This window comes from Shewanella sp. SW32 (genome assembly GCF_025653365.1).
GTDB classification, from domain to species: Bacteria; Pseudomonadota; Gammaproteobacteria; order Enterobacterales; family Shewanellaceae; genus Shewanella; species Shewanella oncorhynchi.
The window spans coordinates 1-13,081 of sequence record NZ_JAKKSJ010000013.1; the positions used below are offsets into that span (position 1 = coordinate 1).

Genomic DNA, 13,081 nt, shown 5'->3' on the forward strand with positions numbered 1-13,081 from the left:
AAAACCAGTTGCACTGGGTGCTGGATGTGAGTTTAGGTGAGGATGCGTGCCAGATATACCGTGGTAATGCAGCGACTAATCTTGCCACGATGCGACACTTTGGTTTGAATATGTTACGCGCTGAGAAGCGAAAAATGAGTATCAGAAGAAAGCAGCGTCAGGCATTGATGAATGAGGCTTATTTGGATGCGGTGCTTGAAGCCGGCATGAGTGTGGTTATTAAATGACCACTCGTAATCTCACCCTGGCTCCTTTGGCTCGCCCGCTAATTGATAGGCTTCTTCACTAAACTCCTTTGAATGAGCCTTATCGCCAGTAATAAACAACATGGGCCGTGGTGAGATGGTTTCAATATCGTTAAACGGGTAGAAGTTCATAAATTTTATGTTACTGGTCAGTGTTGGGTGAGTTGTTAACTGTGGTGAGGAGCTTGCTGGCGTATATTCGCCCCGAGGCGTACGATAAAAATCGTAAAACTCGCGCTGGATTGGATGGGTATCTTTATCTAACTGATGCACTGTTCCGCTAGTATATTGAATTTCACCGCCACTAAACTCAACGTCACGCTGTTTCGCAGCAGCTGCAATAAGCTTTTTACGTTGTTCAACGGTTTGAGAGTGGTTTAGGGCATGACGGTTTACAGCCCCCATGTTGTACATACTCACTGTCGCAATAGCTTTCATGCGCGGGTCAATCTTGGCCGCACTAATCACAAAACTGCCACTACCACAGATACCCAGCACGCCGATGCGAGCACCATCGACCAAGGTTTGAGTGCCCAGATAATCGACCGCAGCACTAAAATCCTCGGAGTAGATATCGGGCGAAACCGCATTACGGGGTTGACCTTCGCTTTCGCCCCAAAATGACAAGTCTAGAGATAGGGTAATAAACCCTTGTTCTGCCATTTTTGTGGCATATAAATTAGCACTTTGCTCTTTTACCGCGCCCATTGGATGACCGACAACAATAGCTGGATGAGTCAGTTTTTTATCGAGGTTTTTGGGGATAAACAGATTGCCCACAACAGCCATGTTATATTGATTTTTAAATGTAACCCGTTGCATAGCCACGCTATTGCTTTGGTAGAAATTATCAGCTCCGTTAGACATATCCTGCGCTAATGTAGGAAGACTTAACGTTGATAACAGGCCTAGTATTATTATTGCCTTAGTGATTTTATTTAATTTTTTCATATACATTACAGATTTCCTATTCTCAATAATCGCCATTTGTAGCTCGCTCAATTCGCACTTTGATATCACTATCGCCCATAAGGACTTCAACTCCCCCGTCAATCTGACCAATGCGGATCAGTCCTCGCGAATAACCAAAGTCATGATAGAAAAAGGCAAGGTTTCCCCAAGGCGCAAAATACGCAATGTCGCCCACTTTTGGGGCATAACCTTCTGGCGCTTCTTTATGGGAAAGCTTTGCGGGTAAATCAGAAATTTTCTCGGTGCCGTTGTAATCAGCAAGCTCGAGAGCCAAAGGCAGTAGCTTCACAAAATCCCGAGCCGCCTGCGTGTTTTCAAGCGTTGCGGTTAATACTGTGTCTTCGATGATGATGCGTATCTTTATTGCACTCTTTTTTGCACTGCGCATAGCCATAGACTCACTGTGTTGACTGAATGAAACTGAACTCGCAGCGGATGCGATTACAATGCTGGACATAAACAGGAATACAACCATAAACATCCGCACGATCAGAACGCTTAACCATCGAATACCCATAATTCACACTCAGGTTCAGCTAGCGCGTTAACGTCGCGTTGTCGATAACAAACCGATACTTCACATCACCCTTCAGCATGCGCTCATAGGCGGTGTTAATCTCATCGGCGCGGATCAGTTCTATATCCGCCACTATGTTATGCTCAGCACAAAAATCGAGCATCTCTTGGGTTTCACGGATCCCACCTATCATTGAGCCCGCAAGGCTGCGGCGTTTCATAATCAGATTAAACACATTGGGCGAAGGATGATTTGTTGCAGGCGCGCCAACTAAGGTCATAGTACCGTCGCGCTTTAATAGGCTTAAAAAAGCGTCCAGATCATGGGGAGCCGCAACGGTGTTCACAATCAAATCTAAACTCTGCAAATGCTTAGCCATTTCATCGACATTTTTGGAAACAACTACTTCGTCAGCGCCCAAGGCTTTGGCTGCATCACGTTTAGATTCTGAAGTGGTGAATGCCACAACATGAGCCCCCATTGCATTGGCGAGCTTAATCCCCATGTGGCCAAGGCCACCAATGCCGACAATACCGACTTTTTTACCCGGTCCTGCATGCCAATGACGAAGCGGTGAATAAGTTGTGATACCCGCACACAGAAGCGGTGCCACTGCCGCTAATTGCGCTTGTGGATGACTGATACGCAGCACATAACGTTCATCAACCACGATTTGTTCCGCGTAGCCACCGAGCGTATGTCCAGGCGCGTCATGAGTTGGGCCGTTATAAGTGCCCACCATGTGATCGCAGTAATTCTCTTGATCATCAATACACTCATGGCAGTGCTTACAGCTATCAACGATGCAACCCACGCCAACCAAGTCTCCCACGTTAAATTTGGAGACATGCCCGCCCACGGCGGTCACTCGGCCAACAATCTCGTGACCGGGGACACAGGGATATAAGGTCCCCGCCCATTCCGAACGTACCTGATGCACATCCGAGTGGCACACCCCGCAGTAGTCGATGCTGATCTGCACATCATCCTCGCCGGGTGGGCGTCGCGTAATAGTCATAGGTTCCAGCGGTAAATGACTGGCATTTGCACCAAAAGCATTAATCTTCATAGTAAAATTCCTTTATTATTGAGTGTGAAGCAGCAGTTTTGGTGTCGAACGCTTAGTCCAATATGCCAATAAAGCAGCCGCAGCTAACAAGGTTGCACTCAGCAAAAATGTGCTGTGGTAACCATTAAAATCAAATAGAACACCGCCTAAGGTTGAGCCCAGCCCGATAGCCAATTGGATAACCGCCACCATTAAGCCGCCAGCGACTTCAGAATCATCCGGCATAGTTCGCGCAAGCCAAGTCCACCATGCAACGGGCGCCGAAGTAGCAACGCCGCCCCACAATGCAAGCAGCGTCGTTACGGCAACACTGCTATCGCTAAACAGGATTAACGCTAAAGCAATTACCGCCATCACCAACGGAATAAAGATTAACGTGCGGTAGAGATTATTTTTCAAAAACACACTGACAAGCAGCGTCCCCATAAAACCCGCCACACCCATCACCAGCAAAATGAACGACAAGTTATTGCTCTCTACGTGGATAGCGGTTTCCAGAAACGGACGCACATAAGTAAACAGCGCAAACTGCCCCATAAAGAACAACACAATTGCCAACATCCCCAATCGAACCAAAGGCTTGTTTAATAGAGAAAACACAAACGCAATAAGCGCGACGGGCACCAAGCCGAAAAAGGCACCTCGCCAGCCAATATGCGCACCAAGGTAACTACCCAGCGGCGCAGCAATCACCATAGCCAGCGCGTTGCCACCATTGAATATCGCCAAGGCTTTAGGGATCTTCTCCGTTGGCACCAGACGGATCGCCGACGCGCCAGACAAAGACCAAAATCCACCAATCACGACACCAATCAAAGAGCGGCCCAGCATATAAATTAAGTAGTTAGGGGCATAAGCAATCACAATGCCCGATACCAGCATTAACGATATGAGCCCAAGTAGGAGTGACCTGCGATCCGTATCTTTAGCGATTGATGCGATACTCAAACTGGTTAACACGGCAAAAAAACCAGATATAGCAATGCCCTGCCCGACCAATCCTTCACTCACATTCAAATCCGCGGCAATCGGTGTCAGCAAACTAACAGGCATAAATTCCGAGGCGACCAAGACAAACACGCATAACGACATCGCCAGCACGCCACTCCAATTTGCCGTTTGTTGTTGACTCGCTTGCTGAATCGCACAGCATGGTTCTAACGTTTCGCATACCTGAGTGGTCATTACATACCTATCAATGGTTAAATTTAAATCTGATTGACTTTGTGGTAGCTATTGTTTCAAATGCACTGGAACCTTACTAGCTAATGAATGCTTATAGAGCTTATTAGCTCAGCTAATCAAAGTGGTATAGAAAACAGTATGATGAAACGGAATCTGAACGACCTTTTATGCTTCGTCACCGTCGCTCGCGAAGGCAGTTTTACCCGAGCCGCCGCCTTGCTCGGTGTCACCCAATCAGCACTGAGCCAAGCGATCAGTGGTTTAGAGACCCGACTTGAAATCAGGCTGTTAACGCGCACCACCCGCAGCGTATCGACGACAGTGGCTGGCGAACGCCTGTTACATGCAATAGGTAATCGATTTGATGAAATTGAATCCGAGCTGGATGCACTAACGGCCATGCGTGATAAACCTGCCGGAACAGTCAGGATTACCTGCGGTGATTTCGTGCTGCGAACCTTACTCATCCCAAAACTGTCGCCGTTACTCCACAATTATCCCGATATTAAAATAGAATTCGATGTGAATTATGGCTTTAGGGACATAGTTGCAGATCGTTTCGATGCCGGCATCCGCTTAGGCGATACCATAGATAAAGACATGATCGCGATCCCTATCGGCCCCCATCAAACAATGGCGGCCGTGGCGACTCCCGCTTATTTTGCACAGCACCCCATCCCCAAACACCCGCAGGATCTTATCGAGCATAATTGCATTAACATTCGCTTCCCGACCCACGGTGGTTTGTATGTATGGGAATTTGAAAAAAACGGCAAGCAATTGAATGTGCATGTGGACGGCCAACTTATCTTTAACGCATCGCACCACATAGTCGATGCAGCCTTGCAAAGCAATGGTATAGCTTACCTGCCTGAAGCAGAGTTTGAACCCCATATCAAAGAAGGGCGTTTAGTCAAAGTACTAGAAGACTGGAGCCAGTCTTTTGCCGGCTATTATCTGTATTACCCCAGTCGCCGCCAACCCTCCCCCGCTTTTACACTAGTCGCCGAAGCACTGCGCATGTCGTGATAGTGCATTACAGTTTTGGTAATTTTATGGACGACTGATTTGGACTTGTCAGATAAAAGCCACTACATAGCATTATGCTGATATTCAATACAAAATGTGATTGTGCTCAACATCATCCAAACAGATGATAGAAATTATACGAGCTGTCTAGCACCGATTATTGTTCTAGAAACGACCCCAAGAACTTGATATGCGATGTCGCTGATACGCAAAGTTGCGAAAACATCGCGGAGTAAAAACGGTTTTTTAGCCTAAAACCAAGTTTGTGAATTCTAGAAATGGGTCACTTCAGAAAACAGAAAATAAAAGTACACTAAAACCTAATGGCGACATTTACCTGCAAGAACGGTAAAATGCCCCCATTGTCATTGGGGAGTAGTCATCCTTAGCCTCCCACTAAGGAGTCCACGTCAACAAAATTGAGGTCTAACACCTCATGGCGTGGTCAGCCTCTGCGAATGCGGAGAGCCAGGCGAGACCTTTGGCCGCAATACGCTTTCCCAGCCGGGCGAGCAGTGTTGTCGTGCCATTGGATTATTGCTCGCCCGGCCGGATTGCTCACATGATCCTTACTCTTACTCTGTTTTTCATCTCAGCAGGTACCATTTATTTGGCCTGCGAATACTTCGTCAACGGCATCGAATGGTTCGGCCGCCGTTTGAATCTTGGCGCGACAGCAGTGGGTTCAGTACTTGCTGCCTTCGGTACAGCACTACCTGAAACAGCGATGACCTTCATTGCCGTTGTCTTCGGCAAAACACCAGAGCAAAAAGACATTGGCGTCGGCGCAGCCATGGGCGGTCCGCTCGTTCTCGCTACCTTAGCCTATGCAGTAGTCGGCTTGGCACTGATTTACCACCATCGCCGCCTTCAACGGGAAACGTATCATGTACGTGCCGATCACGCCCGTATGAGTCACGACCAGCTCGCCTTTCTCGCAGTGTTTGTAGTGAAAGTGGCACTTGGCCTAATCGCCTTTGCCATCAAGCCGTGGCTGGGTGTCTTGTTTCTCGCCGCCTACGCAATCTATGTCTGGCGTGAAATTCAGGAGAGCGACACAGCGCCTGAAGAAGAGATTGAACCTCTAAAAATTCAACCTTCCATGACGGAGCCATCGTTAAAATGGGCGGCGCTGCAAGCCGTGTTGTCCCTGATAGTTATAGGCATTGCATCCCATATATTTGTAGGTCAACTTGAGGCCATTGGCACAGCGCTACAATGGTCACCACACTTGGTAGCATTGCTGCTGAGTCCGGTGGCGACGGAGCTGCCCGAGATGATGAACACACTCATATGGATACGGCAAGGAAAGGAACGCTTGGCATTGGCCAATATTTCTGGTGCCATGATGATTCAGGCAACGATTCCCAGTGCGTTGGGTATCTTCTTTACGCCATGGCTTTTTGATGGCCCACTGATGGCGGCAGGAGTCATTACTGCTTTGGCTATTATTTTTTTATGGCAGCTATTTCGACGAGGCGTTGTCGATGCGCGTGCATTGGTCGCAGTAAGCTCATTGTACGGCATATTTGCCTTGCTGATTGCGTTCTACTTCCCTCTCTAAGGAGCAAAGTGTCAGAGAACGCCGTGTGGTACGGCGTTCCTATTTGGCTAAATTTGCCCAACACGCCATGAGTGTAATGTTAAATTTTGTAAATGTTGCAAAAAATTGATTTAAATGAATTAAACTTTTCAGCGATCCTTGTGACCATCAGTAGTGATGATCAATGTATATATATCGTCACAAAAGCACTACGCACAGCGATATACCACCCGAACGATTTGGTTGCGCACTATGGTGGTGAGAAATTTATTTGTCTATTACCGGATACTCAGCATTTAGGCGCTATGAACATACCTCATCGTCAACGCAGTGCTCGCTTTACATTTACTCTAGTTTCCAAGCGGTCACCATTAACTGGCGTTGTGCGTATTCAATCTCATCGGCATTTGAAATGGCAAACGCTTATTGAATCCGCAGATAAGCAATCATACTTAGCTAAAAAGCATGGACGTAATCAAGTCAGCAGGGCCACCTTGCTACGGTAAACAGCATTATTGAGTGCCAATCGTAAATTTTGATTTTTGAAATTATCAAAGTTGAAATGTGAGATGAATCATGTAGTGTTTGGATAAATAGAATCATTGACTACAAGACCAAAATGCATCATGCATTTGACGATTTCTAACTGACAATTAGGCTTAGTGAAGTATCTTTTCAGAGCTGGCGCAGTCATTGAAAGCTCTGTAGTGGTTTAATTTCCCTACATTAATTAAAGAGAAACTATTTATGTTTGTGATCGATCAAATTATTCTCCTCGCCGCGATTTTGATTATTCTTGGTATTTTATCCAGTAAATTGTCTGCGAGATTGGGTTTACCCGTACTGGTGCTCTTTCTCATGGTGGGCATGTTAGCTGGTGAGGATGGCCCTGGAGGTATTGTTTTTGATAATGCACAAATTGCTCACGCGCTTGGGTCTTTAGCTTTAGCCATTATTTTGTTTGATGGTGGTTTGCAAACACCCATCGCGTCGATTAAGCAAGTGTGGAAGCCTGCTTCTGTGTTAGCGACTTTAGGCGTATTGGTGACTGCCATGATCACTGGTGCTGCAGCTGCTTATATTCTAGATGTTTCCTTACTTTACGGTTTACTGATTGGTGCCATTGTTGGTTCAACCGATGCCGCCGCTGTTTTCTCATTACTGCGTAATGCAGGTATTCATATCAACCCACGCCTTAAAGCCACATTAGAAATTGAAAGTGCGACTAACGATCCTATGGCAATTTTTTTAACAGTTGGCTTATTGGAGGTCATGGTCAAAGGGCTTGAACCAGGGACTGGATTATTGATGCTGTTTATCCAGCAAATGGGTATCGGCTCCGCAGTGGGTTTAGCGGCAGGCTGGTTATCAGTACGTATAATTAATCGTATCCATCTGACGACCTCTGGATTATATCCAGTGATGGTCGCGGCATTTGGTTTACTGTCCTTTGGCGTAGCAGCTAATCTTGGCGGCAGCGGCTTTTTAGCTATTTTTATCGCTGGTGTGGTGATAGGAAATAGTCGTTTTGTTTTTCAGCGCAGTACCTTTTTATTTCACGATGGTTTGGCATGGTTAGGTCAGATTGTTATGTTTGTTTTTTTAGGCTTGCTGATTAATCCTTTATCTTTGCTGGATGTCTGGCAGGAAGGACTGATGATTGCAATCGTCCTGACCTTAATCGCGCGACCCTTGTCGGTAATCCCTGTACTGAAGATTTTTGGCTTTAATGCACGTGAAATTACCCTAGTATCCTGGGTTGGGTTACGTGGTTCGGTGCCTATTATTCTGGCTATATATCCGCTGATTTATGGCCTGCCAGGTGCCAGTCTTATTTTTAGCGTAGTGTTTTTCGTCGTGTTAATTTCAGCGACAATACAGGGGTCAACATTACCCTGGGTTGCACGCGCTTTAGGACTTACGGAACCGCCTCCTGCGACACCTGCAGCGACACTGGAAATTACTGCTTTAGGCGATGTGGATGCTGACATTGTCGAGTATCAATTGGGCGATACCTCACGCGCTTCTGGTCGCCGTTTATCCCAAATGGCTTTACCTGACGGTACAGTAGTGGCGATGATAACCAGAGGAAACAATGTAATTCCACCTAGGGGATCAACCTTCCTGTATGCTGGCGATCATTTATTTATTGTGATGAAGCCCGATGTGCGTGAGTTTGTTGATCTGGTTTGCTCTGGTGTTGCAGAAGTCAATCATTATGAATTACCTACGAGTGAATTGAAGTTGAAAGGCTACACCAAAGTAGCAGATTTAAAGCACTCCTACGGTATTGAACTCTCTGCTAATGATAATTTGTCATTAGATGAAGTGCTACGTCAGAGCTTGACTGACGAGCCGACCTTAGGTGCAAGTAAAGATTTTGGTGAAGTAATATTGCATGTTCGTGAGATGGTGGGTTCGAGGATTGCGACAGTGGGTATCGTACCGAACTCAGCCAATGAAAACTGATACCAAAACAATCATTTGTAAAAGCCTAGTTTCATTGTGATCAATATAGAGATCACACCTAAGCTCAGTGCATCATTTAATCGCGAATGATTTCGCATAGGTATCTGTCCGAACCTTTGATAAAATCCGGTCAACGGGTTAGCAGTCTTGGTGGACAACCGGCTAACCCGCCAGCCCTCGTAAGAGGGCGTTCTTTCTAATTCATTCTATCTAGCAGTGCCATTTCGGCTTTTCTTAGCCAGAAGATGTAGGACTTTTTGCTGTCAAATCCCATTAAGGCCCACTGCTCTTTGCACAGGTAATGGGCGCGAATAGCACGTTTGCAGTTTATGGATAACTGCTCAACGAGGTGGTCATAATGCGCGACATGGGCAGGCACGTTGAGTTCATGCTTTAAGTTGCCACCGCCCAATGCTTCGCCTAAACGGTCGCAGGCGCTGCGGTTCGAAAACCCCTTGCCCAATTCTTGGTACACCCAATAACGGCCCCAGCGATACAGCCCTAACCGCAGTGCCTTAATGTTCATCATCTGCTCGGGTTCATCGCTAAAGCCCATTGGCCACCTCATTTATCTTCTCAATCGAAAGCTTAAACACATCAAGGCATATCGATGTCACATCGTCATAGGGCGCAGTAGTACGGCCATTTTCCCAACGTTGATAAGTGTTACGACTAATGCCGTAAATCTCAGCCACTTCGTCTTGGGTCATGCCCCGTAAACTGCGCCCTACTTTCAATACATCCGCGGCGCGATTAGCCATAAATCCTCCTGCGTGAAGTCCATAACTCACTCGTTTTATTTCTAATTATTATTGTCATCGTCATAACCCCCCCACTAACATTGGCTCGTCCGTCTCAGTGGTCGATTGGCGCATAATCTCGGGCGCCACATCATCAAGCCCCAGTGTGATTAAGTGTGTGTGGGAGGTAAATGCCTTAAACCGAATCGTTTCACTCCAATATTGCGCAGTGCGAATGCTCACCGGCCCTACATCGTAAGGGAACAAAACGCTCATACGACGGACATTGAAGCGGTGATCTGCATCGGCGAGGCGTTTTATTGCAACGCGGCGGGCCATTCACAAAAGCAAGCTGACATTGCGCAGCACAATGCTAAGGCCGAAGCCTTTAAACAGCGACTGTTATCACTGCGCCCTGCTCTCACCTTCACGGCGTTTAACGGTGCATATCATCCACAGGTATATTGCACTGCGATATTCACTTTTGAGGGCAATCAAATTGGCGGCTCAGTGTCCTATAACAAGGCTGGCGAGCTTGATTAGCGAATCAAACACTGATTTGCCTGCATGGCAAACATACCAAACTCTGCCCAGCACCAAGGAGAATCGGCATGAAGCAATCTGCAGTCATCAAAGACGCTTTACGCCAGTGGTACACCCTGCCCCGCAAACAAGCCGGCAGCTGCCAACAATTTTTAAAACGACTCGCCGAGGAATTGGCAAAGGAAGGTAAATGATGATTTCGGCCCAATCGACCGTGGATCAACAAATACAAGAGCCGCTCTTTCTTACCACTAAGGAAGTCATGACGCGCTACCGGATTAGCTCATCAGCCACGCTTTGGAAGTGGCGGAGAAACGACGCTATCCATAATGGCCGCCATTACTTAAAAGCGTCGCTCGATAAGTGGGATGAAAAACAGCAAGTCGCGGCTTGAATTGATTTATTAAGCCTTAAGATAAAGCCCCATTTTTGGGGCTTTATTTTTAGACCTTTATCGATGGACTGTTAGGCCATAAACTCATCGCCTTCGACATTACAGCCTTTACTACCACAGTTAGTGCCTACTGCTACAGCATCAGCGATGATAGCGGCGAGTCCTGTGCCGACCAGTACTATTTGGGCAATTAACAAGACACCATCGGTTGATATCCATGCGACCACTGTCGCGATGAATGATACCGCAGCAACTATGGCTCCAAACCAGCTTAGGCCATTGACGTTTCTAACAAAGCTATACATCGTCATTGATAACATAGCGTTTTAATGAGCTGAAAAACTGCATCTAGCAGCCCCTAAAAGAAGGCTGTAGCGATCAGTTCATCATTTTTAAGGTTAGTTCAAATGTGACTTTTAACAAAGGCTCACTTCGCTGGATGTTCAACAACAATCGCGTTAGTGGCAATAGTGAACTGATTGAATCATTCATGCGATATTTTGATGTTTTACCGTCCCATTCTATCGGGCTGCAGCCGAGACGTTATGTACTCTAAACCTGCTTGATAACCTGCGGTTTCTGTTGTGTCACCGTTTTTGGCTATTAAATAAGTGGCTTTAAACATCATCAGATTACAGATGGTAAGATAATAAAAATCATCGTCTTGCTTGAAAGCACAAAACTTTTTCCACGGTATGGTGATGGATTTACCGCAAGGGGGCACAAACGTTAGCATCGAGGCTGTGGCGGTCACTGTATGGCACCCTTCTAGGCTCGCAAGGCTCTGTAAGGTTGTATTTTCAATCGTTCGATCCAGAGTGGTTATCTTGCCTGCAAATTTGTTAGCTTGATTTTCGGCGATGTTTTTTAATACAAATTTCCACACAAGAAGGTAAGTGATAGCGCAAATTGCGATTGCGATATATGTCTCTGGGGTGTGAATTTCTACGAAAAAATAAAACATTAGTAACGGGGATAATAACGGGATCCATAGGAGTAATGCACGAATGATAAGGGCATATAACCACTTAGCTAAACGAGCATTCTTTGCAATGCGTGCTGAATTTATTCTTTCCGCGATTGTGATTAACTGTTCCCGCGTGATTAAAAATTTTAGTTCCATGACGTCCTTGCTTAACGTTAATCCGAACACTGTGCCAAGTACATGATTAATTGAGTTGAAATGACTAAACCATAAATAAAGCTAATATTGAACAGATAACAGTTTACCTTGTGTCGAATTGAGCTCCAATGCACCTAATTACAAAGGGGTGTTTCTGCTGCACTGTAACGCAACTGATTTACATACTAAATAAGCTCACCATTTTCTGCTGTCAGCGACAAACATGCCTAACCCCTTCTTTCTAACACGACTATTTTGCTATCACCCAGAGCTGCCAATCTCAGCTTATTTGTCCATTTTTCATAGGCCTCAGCTTGATCATCTAACCAATCATGTTTGTTGTACACCGCCATCACCCCGCCTAATAGATGGCCTAGCATCTTCTCTGCCACATGGGCAACACCCCAGCTTCTAACATTCTGGTCGATAATGTGCGTCTAAAATCCTGAATACGCCAGTCAGGGATTTCTAGTCTTAGTTTGATCTCGCGGACCAGCTTATTTACTGAAGCGATGTTGCCTGGGCACTTAAGATCGTTTGCTGCGGGAAAACTCCATGGCGAGTGATAGAGGTTCCACTGTTCTTGTAATATGTCGAATAAGGCGGGACTGATTGGCCTCCGGATTGACAAATTAGTTTTGCTATTATTTATCGGAAGGTCCAGACCATCGACTCAAGGTCAAAATCAGCCCGTTTGGATTTTAATATTTCTGATATACGCCCCCGTTAGTAAACATGCCTTGATGGCATTGGTTACTGCTTTGGGCGCGCGACATTTATCAAGCTCACGGATGATTTTGCCACACTCTAGAATGGTGAGTACTCGCGAACCGACTTTGGGCGCGGAGCCCACATCACTGACTCGTAGTTGAAGGACATCAACAAGCGATATCATTTGCCGGCGAACGGACCAGCTAAGCACCGTCTTTAATTGTTTGAGTATCGCGCCTGCGGTGACTCTACTATGAATTGCCTTTTTATCGAAAAAATCTATCCACTCGCCGAGTGTGATACTTTCGACTTTGCGATCAGCAAAGGCATCATAGAGATGTGCTCTAAAGCAGGATTGGTACGTAGCAACAGTGCCCGGCTTAAGTGCTGCACTTCGCGCCGATAAAAACTGTTCACTGCAATCCCTCAGGGTTGTCTGGTCCACAAATGTGTTGCACTGTTTCCAAAACACACGTGGATCTATATTATTTGCCACTGAGTTCCGTAACTCAGGGATCAGTTTCCTTGTGTCAGCTAGTTT

16 protein-coding genes, 2 pseudogenes and 1 riboswitch are annotated in these 13,081 nt (G+C 46.2%); of the genes and pseudogenes, 8 read left to right on the forward strand and 10 right to left on the reverse strand.

Going from position 1 to position 13,081, the window contains the following annotated elements:
• Positions 1 to 227, forward strand: a pseudogene (locus L5M28_RS09345) (ISAs1 family transposase); the annotation flags it as partial.
• A gap of 12 nt (positions 228 to 239) precedes the next feature.
• Here the strand turns inward: L5M28_RS09345 and L5M28_RS09350 are convergent.
• The 4 genes from L5M28_RS09350 to L5M28_RS09365 are packed head-to-tail and all read right to left on the reverse strand — an operon-like array spanning position 240 to position 3,988.
• Positions 240 to 1,202 (reverse strand): alpha/beta hydrolase, encoded by a 963-nt coding sequence (locus L5M28_RS09350; RefSeq protein WP_263203174.1) that lies wholly within the window; start codon positions 1,200 to 1,202, stop codon positions 240 to 242.
• A 16-nt stretch (positions 1,203 to 1,218) separates the two neighbouring features.
• Positions 1,219 to 1,734 (reverse strand): cyclophilin-like fold protein, encoded by a 516-nt coding sequence (locus L5M28_RS09355; protein ID WP_263198687.1) that lies wholly within the window; start codon positions 1,732 to 1,734, stop codon positions 1,219 to 1,221.
• Positions 1,735 to 1,753: 19 nt separating this feature from the next.
• Positions 1,754 to 2,803 carry an NAD(P)-dependent alcohol dehydrogenase gene (locus L5M28_RS09360; protein WP_105252874.1) on the reverse strand — a complete coding sequence of 350 codons (1,050 nt, stop codon included), beginning with the start codon at positions 2,801 to 2,803 and terminating at the stop codon, positions 1,754 to 1,756.
• A gap of 15 nt (positions 2,804 to 2,818) precedes the next feature.
• Positions 2,819 to 3,988 carry an MFS transporter gene (locus L5M28_RS09365; RefSeq protein ID WP_263203177.1) on the reverse strand — a complete coding sequence of 390 codons (1,170 nt, stop codon included), beginning with the start codon at positions 3,986 to 3,988 and terminating at the stop codon, positions 2,819 to 2,821.
• A gap of 138 nt (positions 3,989 to 4,126) precedes the next feature.
• On the opposite strand from L5M28_RS09365, the gene L5M28_RS09370 reads away from it, so the two are divergent.
• The 4 genes from L5M28_RS09370 to L5M28_RS09385 all read left to right on the forward strand — a co-directional run bounded on the left by L5M28_RS09370 (position 4,127) and on the right by L5M28_RS09385 (position 9,029).
• The gene (locus L5M28_RS09370) at positions 4,127 to 5,017 is read left to right on the forward strand and encodes a LysR family transcriptional regulator (RefSeq protein ID WP_198572231.1); all 891 of its coding nucleotides are present in this window, start codon (positions 4,127 to 4,129) and stop codon (positions 5,015 to 5,017) included.
• Between the two features lie 358 nt (positions 5,018 to 5,375).
• A riboswitch (yybP-ykoY riboswitch) is annotated at positions 5,376 to 5,487 on the forward strand.
• A 92-nt stretch (positions 5,488 to 5,579) separates the two neighbouring features.
• Positions 5,580 to 6,581, forward strand: coding sequence for a sodium:calcium antiporter (locus tag L5M28_RS09375; RefSeq protein WP_263203179.1), 1,002 nt, complete (start codon positions 5,580 to 5,582; stop codon positions 6,579 to 6,581).
• 92 nt (positions 6,582 to 6,673) lie between these two features.
• Positions 6,674 to 7,066 carry a GGDEF domain-containing protein gene (locus tag L5M28_RS09380; protein WP_263198145.1) on the forward strand — a complete coding sequence of 131 codons (393 nt, stop codon included), beginning with the start codon at positions 6,674 to 6,676 and terminating at the stop codon, positions 7,064 to 7,066.
• 241 nt (positions 7,067 to 7,307) lie between these two features.
• The gene (locus L5M28_RS09385; RefSeq protein WP_263198147.1) at positions 7,308 to 9,029 is read left to right on the forward strand and encodes a potassium/proton antiporter; all 1,722 of its coding nucleotides are present in this window, start codon (positions 7,308 to 7,310) and stop codon (positions 9,027 to 9,029) included.
• 196 nt (positions 9,030 to 9,225) lie between these two features.
• Here the strand turns inward: L5M28_RS09385 and L5M28_RS09390 are convergent, their stop codons facing one another.
• The 3 genes and pseudogenes from L5M28_RS09390 to L5M28_RS09400 form a co-directional block, all read right to left on the reverse strand.
• Positions 9,226 to 9,585, reverse strand: a complete 360-nt coding sequence (locus L5M28_RS09390; protein WP_263198150.1) for a hypothetical protein — start codon at positions 9,583 to 9,585, stop codon at positions 9,226 to 9,228.
• The gene (locus tag L5M28_RS09395; RefSeq protein WP_263198152.1) at positions 9,575 to 9,790 is read right to left on the reverse strand and encodes a helix-turn-helix transcriptional regulator; all 216 of its coding nucleotides are present in this window, start codon (positions 9,788 to 9,790) and stop codon (positions 9,575 to 9,577) included. Before L5M28_RS09395 ends, L5M28_RS09390 begins: the two co-directional genes overlap by 11 nt.
• A gap of 60 nt (positions 9,791 to 9,850) precedes the next feature.
• Positions 9,851 to 10,057 (reverse strand): annotated as a pseudogene (locus L5M28_RS09400) (integrase); the annotation flags it as partial.
• 6 nt (positions 10,058 to 10,063) lie between these two features.
• Between L5M28_RS09400 and L5M28_RS09405 the strand changes: the two are divergent.
• The 3 genes from L5M28_RS09405 (at position 10,064) to L5M28_RS09415 (ending at position 10,706) form a co-directional block, all read left to right on the forward strand.
• Entirely contained in the window at positions 10,064 to 10,312 is a 249-nt protein-coding gene (locus L5M28_RS09405; protein WP_247651472.1) for a hypothetical protein, read from the forward strand.
• Between the two features lie 68 nt (positions 10,313 to 10,380).
• Positions 10,381 to 10,506, forward strand: a complete 126-nt coding sequence (locus L5M28_RS09410) for a hypothetical protein (RefSeq protein WP_012089916.1) — start codon at positions 10,381 to 10,383, stop codon at positions 10,504 to 10,506.
• Positions 10,503 to 10,706 carry a helix-turn-helix domain-containing protein gene (locus L5M28_RS09415; RefSeq protein ID WP_263198155.1) on the forward strand — a complete coding sequence of 68 codons (204 nt, stop codon included), beginning with the start codon at positions 10,503 to 10,505 and terminating at the stop codon, positions 10,704 to 10,706. Before L5M28_RS09410 ends, L5M28_RS09415 begins: the two co-directional genes overlap by 4 nt.
• Positions 10,707 to 10,777: 71 nt before the next feature.
• Here the strand turns inward: L5M28_RS09415 and L5M28_RS09420 are convergent, their stop codons facing one another.
• The 3 genes from L5M28_RS09420 to L5M28_RS09430 all read right to left on the reverse strand — a co-directional run bounded on the left by L5M28_RS09420 (position 10,778) and on the right by L5M28_RS09430 (position 12,985).
• Positions 10,778 to 11,017, reverse strand: a complete 240-nt coding sequence (locus L5M28_RS09420; protein ID WP_263198157.1) for a hypothetical protein — start codon at positions 11,015 to 11,017, stop codon at positions 10,778 to 10,780.
• Positions 11,018 to 11,214: 197 nt separating this feature from the next.
• The gene (locus L5M28_RS09425) at positions 11,215 to 11,829 is read right to left on the reverse strand and encodes a hypothetical protein (protein ID WP_263198160.1); all 615 of its coding nucleotides are present in this window, start codon (positions 11,827 to 11,829) and stop codon (positions 11,215 to 11,217) included.
• Positions 11,830 to 12,514: 685 nt separating this feature from the next.
• Positions 12,515 to 12,985, reverse strand: coding sequence for a hypothetical protein (locus L5M28_RS09430; protein WP_263198162.1), 471 nt, complete (start codon positions 12,983 to 12,985; stop codon positions 12,515 to 12,517).
• Between the last annotated feature and the right edge of the window lie 96 nt (positions 12,986 to 13,081).

What these genes read in the sequence shown, in the direction of transcription:
- L5M28_RS09385 (WP_263198147.1), top strand. Translation starts at nt 7,308, where the DNA reads ATGTTTGTGATCGATCAAATTATTCTCCTCGCCGCGATTTTGATTATT.
- L5M28_RS09365 (WP_263203177.1), bottom strand. Translation starts at nt 3,988, where the DNA reads ATGACCACTCAGGTATGCGAAACGTTAGAACCATGCTGTGCGATTCAG.
- L5M28_RS09375 (WP_263203179.1), top strand. Translation starts at nt 5,580, where the DNA reads ATGATCCTTACTCTTACTCTGTTTTTCATCTCAGCAGGTACCATTTAT.
- L5M28_RS09420 (WP_263198157.1), bottom strand. Translation starts at nt 11,017, where the DNA reads ATGACGATGTATAGCTTTGTTAGAAACGTCAATGGCCTAAGCTGGTTT.
- L5M28_RS09425 (WP_263198160.1), bottom strand. Translation starts at nt 11,829, where the DNA reads ATGGAACTAAAATTTTTAATCACGCGGGAACAGTTAATCACAATCGCG.
- L5M28_RS09355 (WP_263198687.1), bottom strand. Translation starts at nt 1,734, where the DNA reads ATGGGTATTCGATGGTTAAGCGTTCTGATCGTGCGGATGTTTATGGTT.
- L5M28_RS09350 (WP_263203174.1), bottom strand. Translation starts at nt 1,202, where the DNA reads ATGTATATGAAAAAATTAAATAAAATCACTAAGGCAATAATAATACTA.
- L5M28_RS09390 (WP_263198150.1), bottom strand. Translation starts at nt 9,585, where the DNA reads ATGGGCTTTAGCGATGAACCCGAGCAGATGATGAACATTAAGGCACTG.
- L5M28_RS09395 (WP_263198152.1), bottom strand. Translation starts at nt 9,790, where the DNA reads ATGGCTAATCGCGCCGCGGATGTATTGAAAGTAGGGCGCAGTTTACGG.
- L5M28_RS09410 (WP_012089916.1), top strand. Translation starts at nt 10,381, where the DNA reads ATGAAGCAATCTGCAGTCATCAAAGACGCTTTACGCCAGTGGTACACC.
- L5M28_RS09370 (WP_198572231.1), top strand. Translation starts at nt 4,127, where the DNA reads ATGATGAAACGGAATCTGAACGACCTTTTATGCTTCGTCACCGTCGCT.
- L5M28_RS09360 (WP_105252874.1), bottom strand. Translation starts at nt 2,803, where the DNA reads ATGAAGATTAATGCTTTTGGTGCAAATGCCAGTCATTTACCGCTGGAA.
- L5M28_RS09415 (WP_263198155.1), top strand. Translation starts at nt 10,503, where the DNA reads ATGATGATTTCGGCCCAATCGACCGTGGATCAACAAATACAAGAGCCG.
- L5M28_RS09380 (WP_263198145.1), top strand. Translation starts at nt 6,674, where the DNA reads ATGTTGCAAAAAATTGATTTAAATGAATTAAACTTTTCAGCGATCCTT.